At 63.0% G+C, this 18,398-nt stretch carries 19 protein-coding genes; 5 read left to right on the forward strand and 14 right to left on the reverse strand.

Annotation, left to right across the window (positions count from 1 at the left end; translation table 11 throughout):
- Positions 1-4: 4 nt before the first annotated feature.
- From GZ092_RS04775 to GZ092_RS04810, 8 genes are all read right to left on the reverse strand, one after another.
- Positions 5-922 (reverse strand): DMT family transporter, encoded by a 918-nt coding sequence (locus tag GZ092_RS04775; RefSeq protein ID WP_293634870.1) that lies wholly within the window; start codon positions 920-922, stop codon positions 5-7.
- Positions 923-1,172: 250 nt separating this feature from the next.
- Positions 1,173-2,684: a tripartite tricarboxylate transporter permease gene (locus tag GZ092_RS04780; RefSeq protein ID WP_293634872.1), complete on the reverse strand. Its 1,512-nt coding sequence runs from the start codon at positions 2,682-2,684 to the stop codon at positions 1,173-1,175.
- A 12-nt stretch (positions 2,685-2,696) separates the two neighbouring features.
- The gene (locus GZ092_RS04785) at positions 2,697-3,185 is read right to left on the reverse strand and encodes a tripartite tricarboxylate transporter TctB family protein (protein ID WP_293634874.1); all 489 of its coding nucleotides are present in this window, start codon (positions 3,183-3,185) and stop codon (positions 2,697-2,699) included.
- 150 nt (positions 3,186-3,335) lie between these two features.
- Complete coding sequence (locus tag GZ092_RS04790) at positions 3,336-5,138, reverse strand: type II/IV secretion system protein (protein ID WP_293634876.1); 1,803 nt, start codon at positions 5,136-5,138, stop codon at positions 3,336-3,338.
- Positions 5,139-5,179: 41 nt separating this feature from the next.
- Positions 5,180-5,944, reverse strand: coding sequence for a spermidine synthase (locus GZ092_RS04795; RefSeq protein WP_293634877.1), 765 nt, complete (start codon positions 5,942-5,944; stop codon positions 5,180-5,182).
- Positions 5,945-6,004: 60 nt separating this feature from the next.
- Positions 6,005-7,066: a site-specific integrase gene (locus GZ092_RS04800; RefSeq protein ID WP_293634879.1), complete on the reverse strand. Its 1,062-nt coding sequence runs from the start codon at positions 7,064-7,066 to the stop codon at positions 6,005-6,007.
- On the reverse strand, positions 7,063-7,569 hold the full coding sequence (locus tag GZ092_RS04805; protein WP_293634881.1) for a DNA-deoxyinosine glycosylase: 507 nt from the start codon (positions 7,567-7,569) through the stop codon (positions 7,063-7,065). Before GZ092_RS04805 ends, GZ092_RS04800 begins: the two co-directional genes overlap by 4 nt.
- Positions 7,563-8,411, reverse strand: coding sequence for a TatD family hydrolase (locus tag GZ092_RS04810; RefSeq protein ID WP_293634981.1), 849 nt, complete (start codon positions 8,409-8,411; stop codon positions 7,563-7,565). The genes GZ092_RS04805 and GZ092_RS04810 overlap by 7 nt, the downstream gene beginning before the upstream one ends.
- A gap of 273 nt (positions 8,412-8,684) precedes the next feature.
- Between GZ092_RS04810 and GZ092_RS04815 the strand changes: the two genes are divergently transcribed.
- The 4 genes from GZ092_RS04815 to GZ092_RS04830 all read left to right on the forward strand — a co-directional run bounded on the left by GZ092_RS04815 (position 8,685) and on the right by GZ092_RS04830 (position 13,000).
- Complete coding sequence (locus GZ092_RS04815) at positions 8,685-9,647, forward strand: trypsin-like peptidase domain-containing protein (RefSeq protein ID WP_293634883.1); 963 nt, start codon at positions 8,685-8,687, stop codon at positions 9,645-9,647.
- A gap of 23 nt (positions 9,648-9,670) precedes the next feature.
- The gene (locus GZ092_RS04820) at positions 9,671-10,693 is read left to right on the forward strand and encodes a MoxR family ATPase (protein WP_293634885.1); all 1,023 of its coding nucleotides are present in this window, start codon (positions 9,671-9,673) and stop codon (positions 10,691-10,693) included.
- A gap of 230 nt (positions 10,694-10,923) precedes the next feature.
- On the forward strand, positions 10,924-11,916 hold the full coding sequence (locus GZ092_RS04825; protein WP_293634887.1) for a DUF58 domain-containing protein: 993 nt from the start codon (positions 10,924-10,926) through the stop codon (positions 11,914-11,916).
- 31 nt (positions 11,917-11,947) lie between these two features.
- Positions 11,948-13,000 (forward strand): VWA domain-containing protein, encoded by a 1,053-nt coding sequence (locus GZ092_RS04830; protein WP_293634983.1) that lies wholly within the window; start codon positions 11,948-11,950, stop codon positions 12,998-13,000.
- Positions 13,001-13,094: 94 nt separating this feature from the next.
- Here GZ092_RS04830 and GZ092_RS04835 read toward each other — a convergent pair whose 3' ends face one another.
- From GZ092_RS04835 to GZ092_RS04860, 6 genes are all read right to left on the reverse strand, one after another.
- The gene (locus GZ092_RS04835; RefSeq protein WP_280757760.1) at positions 13,095-13,283 is read right to left on the reverse strand and encodes a hypothetical protein; all 189 of its coding nucleotides are present in this window, start codon (positions 13,281-13,283) and stop codon (positions 13,095-13,097) included.
- A gap of 62 nt (positions 13,284-13,345) precedes the next feature.
- Positions 13,346-14,371 carry a patatin-like phospholipase family protein gene (locus tag GZ092_RS04840; RefSeq protein WP_293634894.1) on the reverse strand — a complete coding sequence of 342 codons (1,026 nt, stop codon included), beginning with the start codon at positions 14,369-14,371 and terminating at the stop codon, positions 13,346-13,348.
- A 156-nt stretch (positions 14,372-14,527) separates the two neighbouring features.
- Positions 14,528-15,847: a hypothetical protein gene (locus GZ092_RS04845; RefSeq protein WP_293634895.1), complete on the reverse strand. Its 1,320-nt coding sequence runs from the start codon at positions 15,845-15,847 to the stop codon at positions 14,528-14,530.
- A gap of 32 nt (positions 15,848-15,879) precedes the next feature.
- A complete protein-coding gene (locus tag GZ092_RS04850) occupies positions 15,880-16,629 on the reverse strand; it encodes a hypothetical protein (RefSeq protein WP_293634897.1) in 750 nt (249 codons plus the stop codon).
- 60 nt (positions 16,630-16,689) lie between these two features.
- Complete coding sequence (locus GZ092_RS04855) at positions 16,690-17,265, reverse strand: hypothetical protein (RefSeq protein ID WP_293634899.1); 576 nt, start codon at positions 17,263-17,265, stop codon at positions 16,690-16,692.
- Positions 17,266-17,279: 14 nt separating this feature from the next.
- Entirely contained in the window at positions 17,280-17,555 is a 276-nt protein-coding gene (locus GZ092_RS04860; protein WP_293634900.1) for a DnaJ domain-containing protein, read from the reverse strand.
- Between the two features lie 324 nt (positions 17,556-17,879).
- On the opposite strand from GZ092_RS04860, the gene GZ092_RS04865 reads away from it, so the two are divergent.
- Entirely contained in the window at positions 17,880-18,374 is a 495-nt protein-coding gene (locus GZ092_RS04865) for a hypothetical protein (protein WP_293634902.1), read from the forward strand.
- Positions 18,375-18,398 lie beyond the last annotated feature (24 nt).

Consider the following 18,398-nt stretch of genomic DNA (forward strand, 5'->3'; position numbering starts at 1 on the left):
AAAGCTAGCGCGCCGTCCGTGTGAAGACAAAAATCCCCGCGATCACCAGCACTGTGCCGGCGGCCACCCAGGCGGTGAACGGCTCGCCCAGAATCACCACGCCCATCAGGATGGTTGAGAGCGGGCCGATCATGCCGGTCTGGGCAGCCAGGCTGGCGCCTATGCGTTCTATCGCCATCATCACCATCAGCACCGGCACGGCGGTACACAGCGTGGCGTTCAGCACCGACAGCCAGATCACTTCGGGCGCCACAATTGCAGCGCTCAAGGGGCGCAACACGGCGAACTGCAGCAGGCAGCACAGGCAGGCGACCGTCGTGGCCAGCCCGACCAGCCGCATCGAGCCCAGTCGCTTGACCATCTCGCCGCTGTACACCAGGTACAGCGCATAGCTGATCGCACTGCCGAACACCAGCAGCGCACCCCAGGCGGCTTCGCTCCCCTGCAGCGTGATCTCGTGGCCGAACACCAGCGCCACGCCGGCATAGCTCAGCGCCATGCCGATAAGGTGCGGCGCGGTGATGCGCCGCTGGTAGAACACCAGGCCCAGCAGCAGCACCAGTGTCGGGTTGAGGTACAGGATCAGCCGCTCCAGCGAGGCGCTGATGTAGGCCAGGCCGGCAAAGTCCAGGAAACTGGCCAGGTAGTAGCCGGTCACGCCCAGCCACAAGATGCCCAGCCAGTCGCGGCGCGACAGCGGCGGCTTGCCCCGGCTGGCCCACCAGGCCATGAGCGCAAAAATCGGCAGTGCAAACAGCATGCGGTACATGATCAGCGTGACGGCATCGACGCCATAGCGGTAAGCCAGCTTGACGATGATCGCCTTGCCGCTGAAGGCAATTGCGCCAAAACTCGCCAGCAGCAATCCGCCAGCTATGCTTTTAGGAGCTGTTTGTACAGGCTCCACTTGCGGTGGAGGCATATTTGATTCGGAAATAGGGTTCAAGGTGGGGTTGGCTCGCAACGGTCAGGCCGCCGCGACATCGGGCATGTCGTGTGGCCTCAAGTTTGGCACGTGCCGGGCGGCTGGTGGCATCTAGCATTTGGGCGTCACTCCTCTTGAGTAGAGAAGGCCGGCCGGTCCTTGTCGCGCTGCTGGTTCGAATCGGCGGCGTTCATAAAAAACGGCACCTGAAGATGCCGTTTTTGTGGAGGATGTCAGGGCGCCAGCGTCATTCTTCGACGAAGGCTTCTTCCCGCTTGTTCTTGACCGAGGGCAGCAGAACGATCACCAGCATCAGCACGGCCACGGCCAGCAGGCCGGCAGAAATCGGACGGGTCACGAACACGCTCCAGTCGCCGCGCGACAGCAGCAGCGCCCGGCGCAGGTTTTCTTCCATCATCGGGCCCAGGATGAAGCCCAGCAGCAAGGGAGCGGGTTCAGCGCCCAGTTTGACAAAGATGTAGCCGATCACGCCAAACAGACCCACCATCCAGACGTCCCAGGTGTTGTTGTTGGTCGAGTACACGCCAATCGCGCAGAACAGCACGATGGCCGGAAACAGGTAGCGGTAGGGAACGGTCAGCAGCTTGATCCAGATGCCGATCAGCGGCAGGTTCAAAATCACCAGCATCGCATTGCCGATCCACATCGAGGCGATCAGGCCCCAGAACAATTCGGGGTTGCTGGTCATGACCTGCGGGCCGGGCTGGATGTTGTGGATCGTCATGGCGCCCACCATCAGCGCCATGACGGCATTGGGCGGAATGCCCAGCGTCAACAGCGGAATGAAGGAGGTTTGCGATCCGGCATTGTTGGCCGACTCGGGAGAGGCCACGCCGCGGATGTTGCCCTGGCCAAACGGGACTTCGCCCGGCTTCATCTTCATTTTCTTTTCCAGCGCGTAGGCGGCAAACGCCGACAGCAAGGCGCCACCGCCCGGCAGGATACCCAGCGCACAGCCCAGGAAGGTGCCGCGCAACACGGCAGGCGTCATGTCCTTGAAATCCTGCTTGGTCGGCCACAGGCCTGAGACCCCCGCCGTGAACACCTCACGTTCTTCCTCGGGTTGCGCCAGGTTGCTGATGATCTCGCCATAGCCGAACACGCCCATGGCAATCACCACGAAGCCGATGCCGTCGGTCAGTTCGGGAACGTCAAAGCTGAAACGGGCCACGCCAGAGTTCACGTCGGTGCCCACCAGGCCGAGCAGCAGGCCGAGTACGATCATGGCAATCGCCTTGAGCAGCGAGCCGGAAGCCAGCACCACCGCGCCGATCAGGCCCAGGGTCATCAGCGCAAAGTATTCAGCCGGGCCGAACTTGAAGGCCAGTTCGGTGAGCGGCGGCGCAAACGCCGCCAGGATCAGGGTACCCACGCAGCCCGCAAAGAACGAACCCAGACCGGCCGCCGCCAGCGCCGGCCCCGCTCGTCCTTTTCGGGCCATCTGGTAGCCGTCAATACAGGTGACGACCGAGGACGATTCTCCCGGCAAATTGACCAGGATGGCCGTGGTCGAGCCGCCGTATTGCGCGCCGTAATAAATGCCGGCCAGCATGATCAGGGCCGACACCGGCGGCAGCGCATAAGTCGCCGGCAGCAGCATGGCGATGGTCGCCACCGGGCCAATGCCGGGCAGCACGCCAATCAGCGTTCCCAGGATGCAGCCGACCAGGCAATACAGCAGGTTGATCGGCGTGAAGGCCACGCCGAAACCCAGCGAGAGGTGTTCAATCAGTTCCATTTTTTATTCTCCTTAGCCGGTGATGAATTCGGGCCACACCGGGAACTGCAACTTCAGCGCAACCACAAAGGCCAGGTAGCTGCCAACGGCAAGCACCGTGGCCAGAATGAACGTGGCCTTGAATTTCCAGCCTTTCTCGGCCATGCTGGCAATGAACGTCAGCGCATAAATGGCGACGATCAGGCCCATCGCAGGAAAGCCAAAGTACGGCAGGCCGGCCAGCAGCGCGCCAAACACCAGATTGGCCAGAATCACGAAAAACAGCGGCTTCCAGGCCCATTTGCCGATCTTGTCACCGCCCATGGTTTCGACCACCATCGCCTTGAAGGTGATGGCCGCACCCAGAATGGTCATCAGGACACCCAGATAAAGCGGGAAGTAACCCGGTCCCATGCGCGCGCCATTGCCGACGTTGTAGGTCGTGGCTCCCCAGGCAAATGCCACCCCGATGCCCATGAACATGAGCCCGGAAAAAAAGTCTTTTTGACTCTTGATTCTCACGGTTTGTCTCCTCGAAAAAGTATGAATCGCTGGATTGTGCATTCAAAGACCTTGCCAAAGGATGTGGCTTCCACCTACATCGGGGATACCCCTAGACGGCATATCGGAGAGCAGGAATCAGGGCAACGTGCGGGCTTTGAAGACGCCTTGTCAGGACAGGGGCGGCGTGGTGGCGAGTATCTCTTCGATGGTGGTCAGCCCCTCGGCGACTTTCAGCGCACCGGCCAGCCGCAGCGGGCGCATGCCTTCGCTGATCGCCTGGCGGCGCAGCGCGTCCATGTTGGGTTCCTTCGAGACTTTGTCCTTGAAGGCTTCGGTCACGGTCAGCAACTCGTACAGCCCCATGCGCCCCCGGAACCCGGTCATCCGGCAATCGACGCAGCCCACCGCCTTGTAAGGCCGGTAGCTGCCGGTGATCTGCCAGGGCTTGACCATTTCGGCCAGCGTTTCCCGCTTGGCATTTTCGTCAGGCTGGCGGCAATGGCTGCACAGCGTGCGTACCAGCCGCTGGGCCAGAACGCCGAGCAACGTGGCATTGATCAGGTAGTTCGGCACGCCGAGTTCCATCAGCCGCGAAACTGCCGACGGCGCATCGTTGGTGTGCAAGGTGCTGAACACCAGGTGACCGGTGAGCGCGGCCTGCACCGCCATTTCGGCAGTTTGCAGGTCGCGGATCTCGCCAACCATGATGATGTCCGGGTCCTGGCGCATCAGCGAGCGCAGGCCTTCGGGAAAGCCGAAGTTCAGCATCGGCTGGACCTGCGTCTGGTTGAACGCCGGCTCGATCATCTCGATCGGGTCCTCGATCGTGTTGATGTTGACCTCTTCGGTCGCCAGCCTTTTCAGGGTCGAATACAGCGTCGTGGTCTTGCCCGAACCGGTAGGCCCGGTCACCAGCACGATGCCGTACGGACGCTTGACGAGCTGCTCCCAGCGCTCGGCGTCGTGCAATGAAAAACCCAGCGCATCGAGGTTCTTGACCGTCGTGTCGGGGTCAAAGATGCGCATCACCATTTTTTCGCCGAAGGCCGTCGGCAGCGTGGACAGGCGCATCTCGATTTCGTCGCCGCGCGGGTTGCGGGTCTTGATGCGGCCATCCTGCGGGCGGCGCTTTTCGACCACATCCATGCGGCCGAGCAGCTTGATGCGCGCCGTCATGGCGTTGTGAACGGCCATCGGCAGCTGGTACACCGGATGCAGCACGCCATCAATGCGAAAGCGGATCACGCCCTGCTCGCGGCGCGGCTCCAGGTGAATGTCGCTGGCGCGCTGGTCAAAGGCGTATTGCCAGAGCCAGTCCACCACCTGCACCACGCCCTGGTCGTTGGCGTCCAGCTGGCGGCTGCTCTTGTTCAGCTCGACCAGTTGCTCGAAACTGGCCGAACCCGAGCCGCTGTTCGATTTGAGCGCGGCCTTGACCGATTTGGCCAGCGCAAAGAATTCGGCCGTGAACTTGGCTATTTCCAGCGGATTGGCCACCACCAGGCGCACGCTGCGCCGGGACTGGCGCTCGACCTCGGGTACCCAGTCGGTGACGAAGGGCTCGGACGTGGCAATCACCAGCTCCTGCGCCGTGACCTGCACCGGCAGCACCTTGTGGCGCTCGGCGTACACCGCCGACATGGAGTCGGCCACCTTGCCCACATCGACCTTGAGCGGGTCGATACGCATATATTTCAGCCTCGCGCATCCGGCCAGCCACTCGCTGATGGCTTCGGCGTCCAGCGGCTTGCCGTCTGGCAGACGCGTCATGCCGATGCTGGCCAGCCTGACGACCGGGTGCTGGGCGCTTTGCACCTGTGCGCAGCGGGCGATGGTGCGCTGCGCGTCAGCGGCGCTGATGACGCCGTCCTGCGCCAGCCACTCAACCAGCCGGCGCCAGTCGAGCGGACCGGCATGCGCCTTGGAGGCCGGAGGATTCAGAGTTGGTTTGGGCGGCAGGACGGCATTCATGGAAGCCTTTCAAAGGAGAGGCGGTGTTGGACAACGGCGAGTCACAGCACCGGCTTGAACAGCCGCAGCCATTTTTTGGCCGGCAGGTCCCAGCGCGATTCGATGATGCCGGCGCGCTGCAGCAACTCCTCGCGTTCCGGCCGCGTCGGCTCGAACTGCGCCAGCACCACGGTGTTGCCTTCGCGCGTCGGCCTGAAGGCCCAGATGGACTCCGGGCCGAAGGCCTCGGCCATCTTGACCAGCGATGCTTCGTAGCTCGAATCGCGGCCGAACAGGTTGACCGTCATCACGCCGTCTTCGGTCAGCAGTTCGCGGCAGTTGGCGTAAAAATCGGCATCGTCGAGCACCGGCGCAGCCGCTTCATGGTCGTACAGGTCCACATGCAGCAAATCGACCGTGCCCCGGTGCGCCGGTTTTTTGATTTCATCGGCCGCATCGGCCTCGATGACGCTCAGCCGCGAATCATCACGCGGCAGCTTGAACCAGAGCCGGCAGGCGGTGACCACCTGCGGATTGATCTCGATAGCGGTGGTTTTCATGCGCAGCTTCTTGTGGCAGAACTTGGTCAGCGCAGCCGACCCCAGCCCGAGCTGCATCGCATGCTTCTTGGCCACCGATTCGGCGTCCAGGAACAGCAGGCCGGCCATCATGCGCTGCACATACTCCAGCTCGATGTCGTAAGGCGCGTCCTTCAGCATCGAGCCCTGCACCCATTCGGTGCCCAGGTGCAAAAAGCGCACGTCGCCGAAGTCGGAAAAGTTGACTTCGGGCAGGAGCCGGGCATTTGGATTTTCTTTGGTTGACATGGATCGCGATCAGGGATTTTTTCAAGGGGAAACGCCACAGGCGCAAACCCCATTTTCACCTCATGCCTGCGGCGCGCCCGAATCCGCTGCATCGGCTGCATGCACATGCTTGCGCAGGCGCAACAAAGCCTGGGCTTCACGCAGGCCGGCGCGGGCCAGAATGTCGTCGTCGGGCAGGCCGGCATCGAGCCAGCGAACGATGCATGAATTGCGCAGCGTCATCGGCCCGGCATGTGCGAGTACGGTATCGGGGTAGCGCGGCCCGAGCGTGGCGCTGACATGCCGGTTGGCCAGGTGGAACAGCGCGCGCGGCGTCAGCCGGCCGGCCTTCTTGCGCGAGACAAACAGCGGCGTGCCGGCGTCCTGCGGCAGCGGCAGCGCGCTACGCACCGTGAGCCAGGCGAGCACGGCGGCGCTGGCTTCGACAGGCAGGGTGATGCGCCGGTCCTGCGCCTTGCGGGCGCCGCTCAGGTCAAGCATGACCGCCGGTGCGTTTGCGCTGGAGGCTGCTTCTTCTGCCGGCCAGAGTTCGCCCACGCCGTGCGAGGAACCCAGGCGGGGATGCTGCACGTCGCCGATGTCCAGCCCGGCCAGTTCGGCCACTGTCAGCGCCGACTGCATCATCAGGCGCAGGATCGCCTGGTCGCGAACTTCCAGCCAGGGCTGGTCCTGCGGCGGCGGGTCGATGGGCGGCGGCACGGCCTGCAGCAGCGCGTCCCAGTCGAGCGCATGGAACACCAGCGAATCCATCTGCTCGGTCGGCGACACCGACGCGCCAGCGTCCACCGGGTTGTCGGCCACCCAGTCCTGCGCCTGGGCAAAGGCATAGATTTTCTTCAGCACGCGGAAGTAGCGGCGCTGGGTCACGGTGCTGACCTGCAGCATGCCGCGCGCCTGACCGCGCGGGCTCAGCGCTTCGAGGTAGGCGCGCACGTCAGGAGACTTGGCTTCGTTCCAGGACAGCGGGCCGTGGGCGAGCAGGAATTCGGTCCAACCGGCCCACAGCGAGTGGTAGGACGCCAGCGAACGCGGCGACAGGCCGCCCTTGCGTTGCGTGGCGCGCTCCAGCGCCCAGGCCTTGAAGACGTCTTCGGTGGTGGAGGGAAACGGGAGTTTGCTCATTGCTTGTCGGTCAATCCATGTTGCTCAAAAACCTCGCGCCAGGCGGCGAGCTTGCGTTCAAACGACCAGGACGCGTTGGCCGGGCTGGTGGACGGAAGCCGGTACACCGGCAGGCCCAGCCGCTGGGTATGGCGCGCATGCCTGAAGCTCTCGCTCCCGTTGTGCGCAATCGCCTGCAGGCCGGGGCACCAGTTGCGCAACTGCGAAAAATCATTCACCTGCGGCTTGCGGATGCTGCTGTCCAGGCTGCCTTCGCGCTCGCAGGCGGCATACACGTCCCACAGGCCCAGACCCCTGTCCAGCAGCCATTCGCTACGGATTTTATAGCTATTAATGCCCGTGGGCATTGCGCAAGAGGGCCAAATGGCTTGCAAAATCGTCCAGAACCGGTTTTGCGGATGGCCGTAGTACTGTTGCGCAGCCAAAGAGGCCACACCGGGAAAGCTGCCCAGGATCAGAAGCCGGGTGTTGCCAGATACCAGCGGCGCCAGGCCGGTCAGCACGTTATCAATCCCTGGAGCTTGGGAAAAGCCTGCAGCGCATTGGCCGTGGTGGCCCGGGCCAGCGCCTCGGGCGTCAGGCCGCGAAGCTGCGCCAGCACGCCGGCAATGCGCGGCAGTTCGGCCGGCTCGTTGCGCCCCTGGCCCTGCCCGTCCTGCCGCTGCGCTGCAGTGCGGTAGCGCCAGTACGGCGGAATGTCGGGCGAATCGGTTTCCATCACCAGCGCCTCCAGCGGCAGGCAACCGGCCAGGCGCCGGATCTGCAGCGCCGAGTCAAACGTCACATTGCCGCCAAAGCCGAGCTTCAGCCCCAGCTTGATGAATTCATTCGCCTGCTGCTCGCTGCCGTTGAAGGCATGGCCGATGCCGCGCCAGCCGCCTGCGGGCTGGAGCTCGCGCAGGTGCTTGAGCAGCTTGTCGGCCGAACGCCGCACATGCAGCATGACCGGCAGGCCATGCTGGCGCGCCAGCTTGAGCTGCTCGCGGTAGAAAAACTCCTGGCGCTCGCGCATCGGGCTTTGCTTGAGCGCGGGCTCGAAATAATCCAGCCCGATCTCGCCGACTGCCACCAGGCGCGGGTCGTCCCGGCGAAGACTGAGCTCCGTATCCAGCGCCTGCAGGTCGGCGTCCTGCGCTCCGGGCACGCACAGCGGGTGGATGCCCAGCGCATAACTGTCCGAAAAACGATGCGCCAGCAGCCGGACCGCCTCGAAATTTCCCACCGCCACGGCCGGCAGCACGCAATGCGCCACGCCTTCGGCAAAAGCGCGCGCCCGCACGTCGCTCAGGTCGGCGGAAAACTCGGCGGCGTCAAGATGGCAATGCGTGTCGATCCAGAAGGTCATGAAGATGTTTGCAAGAGAGCAGGGCTTGGTCTGGTCCGGCATGGTGACACACAAAGCCAACCGGCTCAGGCGCTTTTTTTTCAAGGCGAAATGCTGCACGGGTGAAAGCGCTGACACGCCAGCCAGCGTTTCCTGAGACCAGTTGAAACAAACCGAAAGTGGATGTTTCAACAAGCCCCTTGCATGGCTTTGAGCGTGTGCAGCAAAGCAGAAATCATGCTACGGTGCATTTCTTGTCCCGCTGGTTTTTCACATAACCTAACAGGTGAACGAATGCGCAGGCCCGCCCTCTACAGTAGTGCCCAACGCCAGGGTCCCGCGCCGCCTGCAGCAACTGATGATGCCGAGCCTGCACCGCCATCCCGGGCACGGCAGGCGCATCCAGAAAACAAAGCGGCGGGCCCGTCCCCGTCGGGCACCTCGCGGCTCATGCGGCACCTGTCACTGCACAACATCCACCTGCTGTGGTCGGTGGTCGGGATGCTGGCCCTGCTGCTGGCGATCAGCCTGTTCTCCTCGCTGCAACCTGGCGCACGCAAGCTGACCCAGAAGGACATCAACGCCGCCGTGCTCAAGACCCTGGAAACGACCGTGCTTCCCTCGCCGGCGGTGAAAGCCTACGAGGCCATCATTCCATCGGTCGTTCGGGTCGTCGGGCTGGGCAAGCCGACCAGGGACAAGGACGGCGACGAACATGCCGACCGCAGCGTGGGCACCGGTGTCGTCATCACGGACAAGGGCATCATCCTGACCAACCTGCATGTGGTGCGAGGTGCGCAAACCATCAAGCTCACCTTTGCCGACGGGCTGGAGTCCACCGCCAGCATCACCGGCGTGCAGCCCGAAAATGACCTGGCGGTGCTGCAGGCCCACAAGATTCCCGACGACCTGATCGCCGCCACACTGCGCTCGACGGCCGACCTGGTGCCGGGCGACGGCGTGGTGGCGGTAGGCTACCCCTTCGGCATTGGCCCATCGGCGTCCAGCGGCGTCATCTCGGGGCTCAAGCGCAGCTTTCGTTCACCCGAGGGCGAGCAAGCCATCACCAACCTGATCCAGTTCGATGCCGCCGCCAACCCCGGCAACTCGGGTGGCCCGCTGGTCACCATGGAAGGCGAGGTGATCGGCATCGTGACGGCCATCTACAACCCCAACGGGCAGCGCTCTTTTGTCGGCATCGGTTTTGCGGTACCGATTGAAAATGCCGCCGCGGCAGCCGGCATGCATCCTTTTTGAAGGTTTTTGAAAGGCTTTTTTTCATGGATTCGAACAGTTTTGAGCATTCGTCCGCTGCCGGCCACGACACCGCGCAACTGATGGAGCAGATCCTCTACGAGGTCAAGCGCGTGGTGGTCGGGCAGGACCGGTTTCTGGAACGCGTCATGGTCGCCATCCTGGCGCAGGGACATTTGCTGGTCGAAGGCGTTCCCGGCCTGGCCAAGACGCTGACGATCAAGACGCTGGCCGAAACCATTCATGGCCAGTTCAAGCGTATCCAGTTCACCCCCGACCTGGTGCCGGCCGACCTGGTGGGCACACGCATCTACAACCAGAAGACCGGCGACTTCACTACCTCGCTGGGGCCGGTGTTCACCAACCTGCTGCTGGCCGACGAGATCAACCGGGCGCCGGCCAAAGTGCAAAGCGCGCTGCTGGAGGTGATGCAGGAGCGCCAGGTGACGATTGCCGGCATCACCCACAAGGTGCCCGCGCCTTTCCTGGTCATGGCCACACAGAATCCGATCGAGACCGAAGGCACCTACCCGCTGCCCGAGGCACAGGTGGACCGCTTCATGATGAAGGTGATGGTGGACTACCCGACCGACGAGGAAGAGTTTGTCATCGTCCAGCGCGTCACCGGCTCGGCGGTGGCGGTGTCGGCCGTGGCGACTACCCTGCAGCTGGCGGCGCTGCAGGCCGAGTGCCGGCGCGTCTATGTCGATCCGTCGCTGGTCCAGTATGCAGTGCGGCTGGTGTCGGCCACACGCAACCCGGCCAGGCATGGCCTGGACGAACTGGCCCGTTTCATCACCTACGGCGCCAGCCCGCGCGCCACCATCAACCTGACCGAAGGCGCCAAAGCCCTGGCCATGCTGCGCGGCCGAAGCTATGCCCTGCCCGAAGACATGACCGACCTGATTCCCGACGTGCTGCGCCACCGCCTGGTGCTGTCGTATGAAGCGCTGTCGGAAGGCTTTTCCGCCGACCGGATCGTGGACAAAATCATGGCCAGAATCCCGCAACCCGCCAAGCCGCTTGCGCATGAAAAACTCGTGGCCTAGAACAAGCCCCCACGCTCCGCCGCTGCGCGGGTCGCTGCCCCCCGAGGGGGCCGCCCCGCCTGCGGCCCGAGTACTTAACCCCCACGCTCCGCCGCTTCGCGGGTCGCTGCCCCCCGAGGGGGCCGCCCCGCCTGCGGCCCGGCAAAGCCGGTTCCGTGGCCGGTGCTTGGGCATTCGGGGGATTTGCCTTGATCGTGCTGAGCTATTGAAGAATGCCTGCGAGGACATGCATGGCTAGGCTGTCATTGGCTTCGCAGCCGCCGGTGGCGCCACTCCCTGCCCCTGCCGAAAGCGCTGACCATCTCTTGCGCCGGCTGGAGTGGACGGTGCTGCGCCGGCTGGACGGGCTGCTGCAGGGCGACTACCGCACGCTTTTTCGCGGCACCGGCATGGACCTGGCCGACCTGCGCGAATACCAGTACCACGATGACGTGCGGCATATCGACTGGAACGTGACGGCCCGGCTGCAGCAGCCGCATGTGCGCGTGTTCACCGAGGACCGCGAGATGAGCGCCTGGTTTTTGCTTGACCTGAGCCCGTCGATGGATTTCGGCTCCAGCGACCAGCGCAAACGCCAGGTGCTGACCGACTTCGTGGCCGTGCTGGCGCGCCTGTTGACGCGGCATGGCAACCGCGTCGGCGCAATGCTCTATGGTTCGGGTGTCGATGCCGTACTGCCCGCGCGCAGCGGCCGCCCCCATGTGCTGAACCTGCTCCACACCCTGCGCTCGCGGCCGGAAGCGCCCAGCGCGGGACCGACCCGCCTGCATGAACTGCTGGCGTCGGCCGCCAACCTGGTACGCCGCCGCTCCACGGTGTTCGTGGTGTCCGATTTCATCACCGAAGCGGGCTGGGAAGCGCCGCTGGGGCAACTGGCCCAGCGGCATGACGTGGTGGCGGTGCGCCTGCTCGACCCGCTGGAACTGGAGTTGCCCGACCTGGGCCTGATCCCGATCACGGACGCCGAAACCGGCGAACAGTTGCTGGTCGATACCCATGATGCCGGCTTTCGCAAACGCTTTGCGCGCATTGCCGCCCAGCGCGAAGCCGACCTGCGCCAGGCGTTGGGGAATGCGGGCGTGGACACGCTGGAGCTTTCAACCGACGACGATTTGACCAACGCCATCATGCGTTTTACCGACCTGCGCAAACAGCGCAGCCGCCTGACCGGCGCTTCTGCTGCCGCAGGCCGGCTGCCGGCCCATTTGGCCCGTGCAGGCTGAACAGCGTGGAGACACCACCATGACACTTCCCATGACTTTTCTCTGGCCCCAGTTCCTGTGGCTGCTGCTGGCCCTTCCGCTGCTGGTGGCCGTGTATGTCTGGCTGCTGGGCCGCAAGAAAAAAATGGCGCTGCGTTATGCCAGCCTGTCCATCGTGCGGGAAGCCATGGGAAAGGGCCAGGGCTTTCGCCGGCACATCCCGCCACTGCTGTTCCTGCTGTCGCTGGCCGCCATGCTGGTGGCGTCGTCACGCCCGTTCGCCGTGATCACGCTGCCGTCGCAAAATGAAACCATCATCCTGGCGATGGATGTGTCGGGCAGCATGCGGGCGACCGATGTGCAGCCCAACCGGCTGGTGGCGTCGCAAAATGCCGCCAAGGCCTTCCTGGCCGACCTGCCGCGCGGTGTTCGGGTGGGCGTGGTGGCTTTTGCCGGCACCGCCGCCGTGGTGCAGCCGCCCACCCTGAGCCGCGAGGACCTGACGGTGGCGATTGACAAGTTCCAGTTGCAGCGCGGAACGGCCATCGGCAACGGCATCATCGTGTCGCTCGGCGAGTTGTTTCCCGACGCGGGCATCGACCTGGAAACGCTGGAAACAGGCCGGGACAAGAAGCGCGGGCTGTCGCTCGACCAGGCCGGCAAGGACGATGCCAGCGGCAAGAAACCGTTCACGCCGGTCGCGCCCGGCTCCTACAACTCCGCCGCCATCATCCTGCTGACCGACGGCCAGCGCACCACCGGCGTCGATTCGCTCGACGCGGCCAAAGCGGCGGCAGACCGGGGCGTTCGGGTCTATACCGTGGGCGTGGGAACGGTCGAAGGCGAGACCATCGGATTCGAAGGCTGGTCGATGCGCGTCAAGTTAGATGAGGAAACGCTCAAGGGCATTGCCCGGGCCACCCAGGCCGAATACTTTTATGCCGGCACGGCGGGCGACCTGAAAAAGGTTTACCAGACACTCAGTTCCCGGCTGACGGTGGAGAAAAAGGAAACCGAGATTTCCGGGCTGCTGGCATTGGCCGCCGCCCTCCTGGGATTGCTGTCGGCCAGCCTGTCGCTGCTCTGGTTCAACCGGATACTTTGACGTCCTTCAAGCCGGTCTTGACACGCGTTTTCAAGAAAAACAAGCCGTTTGCGCAATACCGGCGGGCGAAGTTAGCTATTTTTTTAATAGCATCCTACTTTTTTGCCGATTTCTTCCTTTTGGGGGCTGCCGCCTTGGGCATCAGCGCATCGGTCCAGGCCTTGGTGGCCTGACGGGTGTTCTTGGCGGCTTCGCGCTTGACGGCGGCCGTGGCCTGGGCCCGGGCCGATCCGGCAATCTTGTTGGCGCCACTCAGAAACATGCTCATAAACGGATTTTTCATGACAGCTACTCCTTTTAAAAAATGGACTGCTTCCCCATTGGCCAATCCACTGGCCTTCACCTTCAATAGAACAATTCGGCCAGATCGACGGTGGAACGCTTGCCAATCTCGCCATGATTCGCTTCCAGCCAGGCCTTGGCCCGCTGGCGCCCCAGATTTTTCAGCAACTCGAAAAACCCAATGTTGGCTGCGAGCTTGGTTTCGGTCTTGAACTCATTCATCTGCTCCGGTGCATCGATCACATGGAAATTCAGGCGCACCAGGCGCCGCTCCAGCCGCCCGATAGTAAAAAACGATTCGCTGGCGTATTCGCGGGCATGGGCAAACATGCGCATTTCCCGCAGGAAGGTCGAATTGAACGCCAGTTCCAGCACCCGATCCTTGATTTCCTGGACGCTGTTCGGCGTGCCCTTGTGCTTCAGAGGCGTGAGCAGCACCATCAGGATGTCGCTGGTCTTGCATTCGTAGAACAGCGGATAAACCGCCGGATTGGCGGCATAGCCGCCATCCCAGTAGGGCTCGCCTTCAATCTCGACCGGCCGGGCCATCTGCGGCAGGCAGGCCGAGGCCAAAATGGCGTCGGCGCTGATCTCCGGCGAGCGGAACAGCCGCACCTTGCCTGAATTGGCATTGGTCGCGGCAATGTAGAGCTTGACCGGGCTTTCGCGTCGGAGACGTTCGAAATCGACCTGCGCCAGCAAAATCTTGCGCAGCGGATTGACATCGAAGGGGTTGAGCTGGTGCGGCGAAAAGTAATGGGCAAACTGCAACATCATCTTGAAAGCCGGCACCAGATTGACATCCTGGCCGTTTTTGGACAATGTGGCAATTTCAAACGGCAGGCTACTGGCCACCTGGGTCCAGAACGTCTCCAGCGCGGCCCGTGCGCCGTCGCGGCCGCCGGTCATCAAGCCCTGCGCTAGGACGACCGCATTCATGGCGCCAGCGCTGGTGCCGCTAACCCCCTCGAAGTCGGTTCGGCCGTCTTCCAGCAACTGGTCAAGGACGCCCCAGGTGAAGGCGCCGTGTGCGCCGCCGCCCTGCAGGGCGAGGTTGATGGTTTGCTGACTGCGTCTTCCAAAAAGCAAAGTGCGTCCTTGTCGGTGCTTGCGCGATACGCCCGAGGTTCAAGCGCGTGCGACTATGTTGCAGTGCAGCATAGCATTGCAGACCGGGAGGCACTGCGTCAGGAATTGTCCTGAAAGTTGGACAGGCAAGCACCCGGCAGCGCTGCGCACACCGGTTCAGGCAATGACATGGCATTCGCGCCGCAGCAGCGCCAGCGCATCCTTGCGCGCATAGGTCGAATCGCTTAGCAGCGTATTGCCCGCTTCTTCGACAAACTCTTCCCACAGCTGAAGGTAGGCGTTCTGGTGCTCGACAGGCGCATGGTCAGCGATGTACTGGCTGGCCAGAGCGGGGCTGAAACCCGGCTCGGCACCCGGCTTTTGCATCTTGCGCACCAGCGCTGCAGCGGTTTTTTCCGTCAGGACGGTTTTGGGTGCGGCACCGGCCGCCACACAGACCAGCAGCGTCAGAAGCGAGCCGTCGTCGCAGTTGCCGCCTGTCACCTTGTCCCAGGCAAGGGAAACCGATTGCTCGTGGTGGAGCATCTCGCTGGCAATGTCTTCCAGCCAGAAATAACGGCCGAGCAGCGGCGCATGGTGGGTTTCACTGTCATTGGCGAACAGTGCCCGGGCGGTCAGCGCACTGTCCAGGATTTGCGGCAGGTCGGCCAGCACGGACTTGCGCACGGCCTGCACCACGTCGCGGAATTCATCGGGCAAGTCCTGCGGAATGGTGAGGGACAGCGTCTGCGCCCGGGCGCTGGCGGCCTTTTGCGTCTTGGCGTCGCTGCGCGCCCGGGCGGCCTGGTATTTCTTGCGCAGGTCGGCCACCATTTTTTCAAACGCGACCCAGTCGGGCATTTCGGTGTGCCGCGTCGCCAGCGCCAGCAAGGCGCTGCGGATCACCGCTTCGGCATGGGTGTGCGCCTCTTCCAAAGCCTCTGCGTCCAGGCCGAGTTGCCCGGCCAGCCAGACGGCGGCTTCTTTTTCCTGCTGCAGGGGCTGGCGCCGGGACAGTTCGGCCTGGTAGTCAGCCAGGCTTTTCAGCGACCATTCGGCCAGCCCTTTGGGCGGACCTCCAGCCTCGGCGCCGCTGTCCAGAATGCTATGAAAACCGGTGCTCTCGGGCAGCGCCAGCAGCGCCCTGAGCATGTCCGATCCGGCCTTGGAGCGCGACATGAAGGAATGGTCGCGCAGCAACTCGGCAGCCTGCCGCAGGTCGCCGCCGCAGGTAGCCTCCAGGTACAGGCTCACCAGGTTGACGATGCGTTCCCTGGCTTTTTCAATGTCCGGACGCAGGAACTCGTTGCCGAAATAGCGCGCAATCTGCACCATGCCCTTGGGCGCGTCGGTGCGGATAGCGTCAAGTTTTGCCGTGTCGAGGATGCCGTTCTGCACGCCGAACTGCAGCGCCTTTTCAAAAAACGGACGCGCATCGTAGAGCGACACCGAAGCGGGGGAAGCAGGAGCGGAGGAATCTGAAGGGTTCATCGTCATGGTCAAGGCGTTCTGTGCGGAGGGCGCCCGCGTCAGATGGCCGATTCCTCGTCCGAGTCGCGAGCGGCCGGCGTGGCCTTGCCCCGGTCGGTGTCGCCGGTCTCGACCTTGCCGTCGTCCTCGTCGTCCAGCGACTCGTCGTCCTCGGCGCCCAGGTCATGCGCGCGCGCCTTGGCCCGCAGCACGGTCAGCATCTCGATGAACAGGTCCGGGTTCTGGTAGCGCAGCAGCCAGGCCAGTTCCATCCAGTCGTGGTCGGCCACCTCGTCCTGCTCAACCTGCGGCCGTTCGTAGCTTCTGGCCTGCAGGTCGGCCTTGGAGATCAGCTCGCCGGTGTCTTTCATCGCGTCGAAGCTGCCGTTGAAGGCAAAAGCCTCGATGCGGTCCCATTTATCGGTGAAGTAATCGGCCAGCGCCTCGCTGCCGCCTTCGAGGTCGCCAATGGCATTGATGAACTCCAGCGGATCGGCGTCCTCGCGGAAGATGATGGCATTCATCATGCCGCGCAGGTGGGTGCGCGTCAGGTCCTTGTACTGCTTTTCAATCACCACGGCTCTAGCGAACTGCTCGGGCGTGACCAGCAGGTTGACGATGGATTCCTTCGAGTTGTCGTACTCGCGGATGACGGCCAGGATGTCCTTGGCCGGCAGCATGTCGAGCACCACCATCAACGCGGCGTCGCCTTCGGCATCGGCCAGCTCAACCAGCGCCGACTCGGCGCCGACGATGTCGCCAGCGGCTATCAGGGTCTGGGTTTTTTCAATCAGGGCTAGGTGGTTCATAAGGGCTTGAAGTCGCTTGGTTTGGTTTTCTGGCGGTGCATACAGCGATACATCTGACGGTCAGTCTTTGTGGTCAAAGCCCTGCCCTTCGAGCCAGCTGGCGCCCGCTTCCTTGCGGTCACGGGCGTCGCCGCGCACCTCATCGCTTTCGTGGTCGTTGAAGTCGTCAATGTCATCGCTGTCGTCCTCTTGATCGGTGTCGTCGTCTTCGTCACTGTCCTGCCCGGCGAATGCCTTATCCGAATTGTCCGGCTTGTCCGCCATGTACTGCAGGCCCGCCGCCACGGTCAGGAACCACTCGCCGGCAGGAGCCTGCAAAATAATTTGGCTCAGGTCGCGCGCCCATGGCGTCAGCTCAATGCCGCCGCACACGCTGGCCCACTCCGGGAATTCATCGGCTTCATGGCTGAGCAGGTGTTCCATCACCGCAGGCTCGGTGAAGCGCAGGCCCTGGTGAAAAATGACCGCTACCATTTCAGGGCTGAGTTCCATCATTTGCACCAGAAAGCCGATTTCCTTGCGCTTTTCGGCCAGCCGCTGGCGCAGCACGTCGCGCCCGTCGGAGTCAAACGTCAGGTCGTCCATTTCAGCGCGGTAGGCGGTGCGCAGGTTGCGGAAAAACGGGGAAATAGTCATGGTGCGGATGGTTTTCAAAGCAGGGAATTGAAATAGTTTTGCCAGATGTCCTGCGCCGTCTCCAGCGGACTGTCGAGCAGGTTGCGCCGGCGGTTGTCGTCGTAAGCCTGGCGCCGGTCGTGATCGGACAGGACTTCGTAGGCCTGTTGCACGGCCCGAAAGCGCGCAGCGGCATGCGGCGCCGCATTTTTGTCCGGATGCCAGTAGGACGCCTTCTGGCGAAACGACTTTTTGATGTCGGCCAGCGTCGCTGCGCTGCTGAGCCCAAGGGTGGTGTAGTGATCCGTCATGCGTGGGTGATTTCGTCCTGGAACGGGAAGCGGCGCACTGGCAGGGCCTGCTGCCATACCCTTCGGGCCGGAAGGTTCCACCGAAATGCGCAATGCGCGAAGCCGGTGATTATGCTTGAGGCGCAGCACGCCAGCAGGAACGCGGCAGGACGCCAGCGGTTCATGAAGGTCAAGCCCGCGAGCAGCCCCCTTTAAGCGAGAGCACCGATCCGAACTTGAATTGCAAAGGCCTTGTAAAGCCAGTCAACTGCATCGGGATGCGCTTCGTTAATAGAGCAGATGCAACAAAACCGCTGCGTCAATTGATTTTTACTAAAGGCTACCATGAACAAGTTACTCGCCACCCTGATCGCCGGTCTGTTTGTTTCGGGCGCATTTGCCCAGGCGCCTGTTGCGCCAGCCACCACGCCCGCCACCCCTGCCGTCGTGAAAGCAGAAGCCAAGGCCGACAAAGCCACGGTCAAGGCCGTTGAGTCCGAAGCCAAGGTCGATGCCAAGGCAGACGCCAAAGTGGGCAAAGCTGAAATGAAGTCCAGCAATACCAAGACCAAGGCACACGCCAAGGCCACCAAGGCCAAGACGAAAGCCCATGCCAAGGCAGCTGCTGCTGCACCTCAAGACAAAGTAGCGGCTGATGCCAAGGCCGAAAAGGTTGACGTCAAGGCCGATGCCAAAGCCGACAAGGCTGTAGTCAACGCCACCGCCAAGACCGACAAGGTCAAGATCGATGCCAAAGCCGACAAAATGAATGCCGCAACGGCTACCGGTGCCGTCAAGGCCGAAGGCAAGGCTGATGTGAAAGCTGCCACCGTCAAGTAATTGACGCTTGCTAGATGAAAAAGA

It is taken from the genome of Polaromonas sp., assembly GCF_010365105.1.
Taxonomy (GTDB): Bacteria; Pseudomonadota; Gammaproteobacteria; order Burkholderiales; family Burkholderiaceae_C; genus Polaromonas.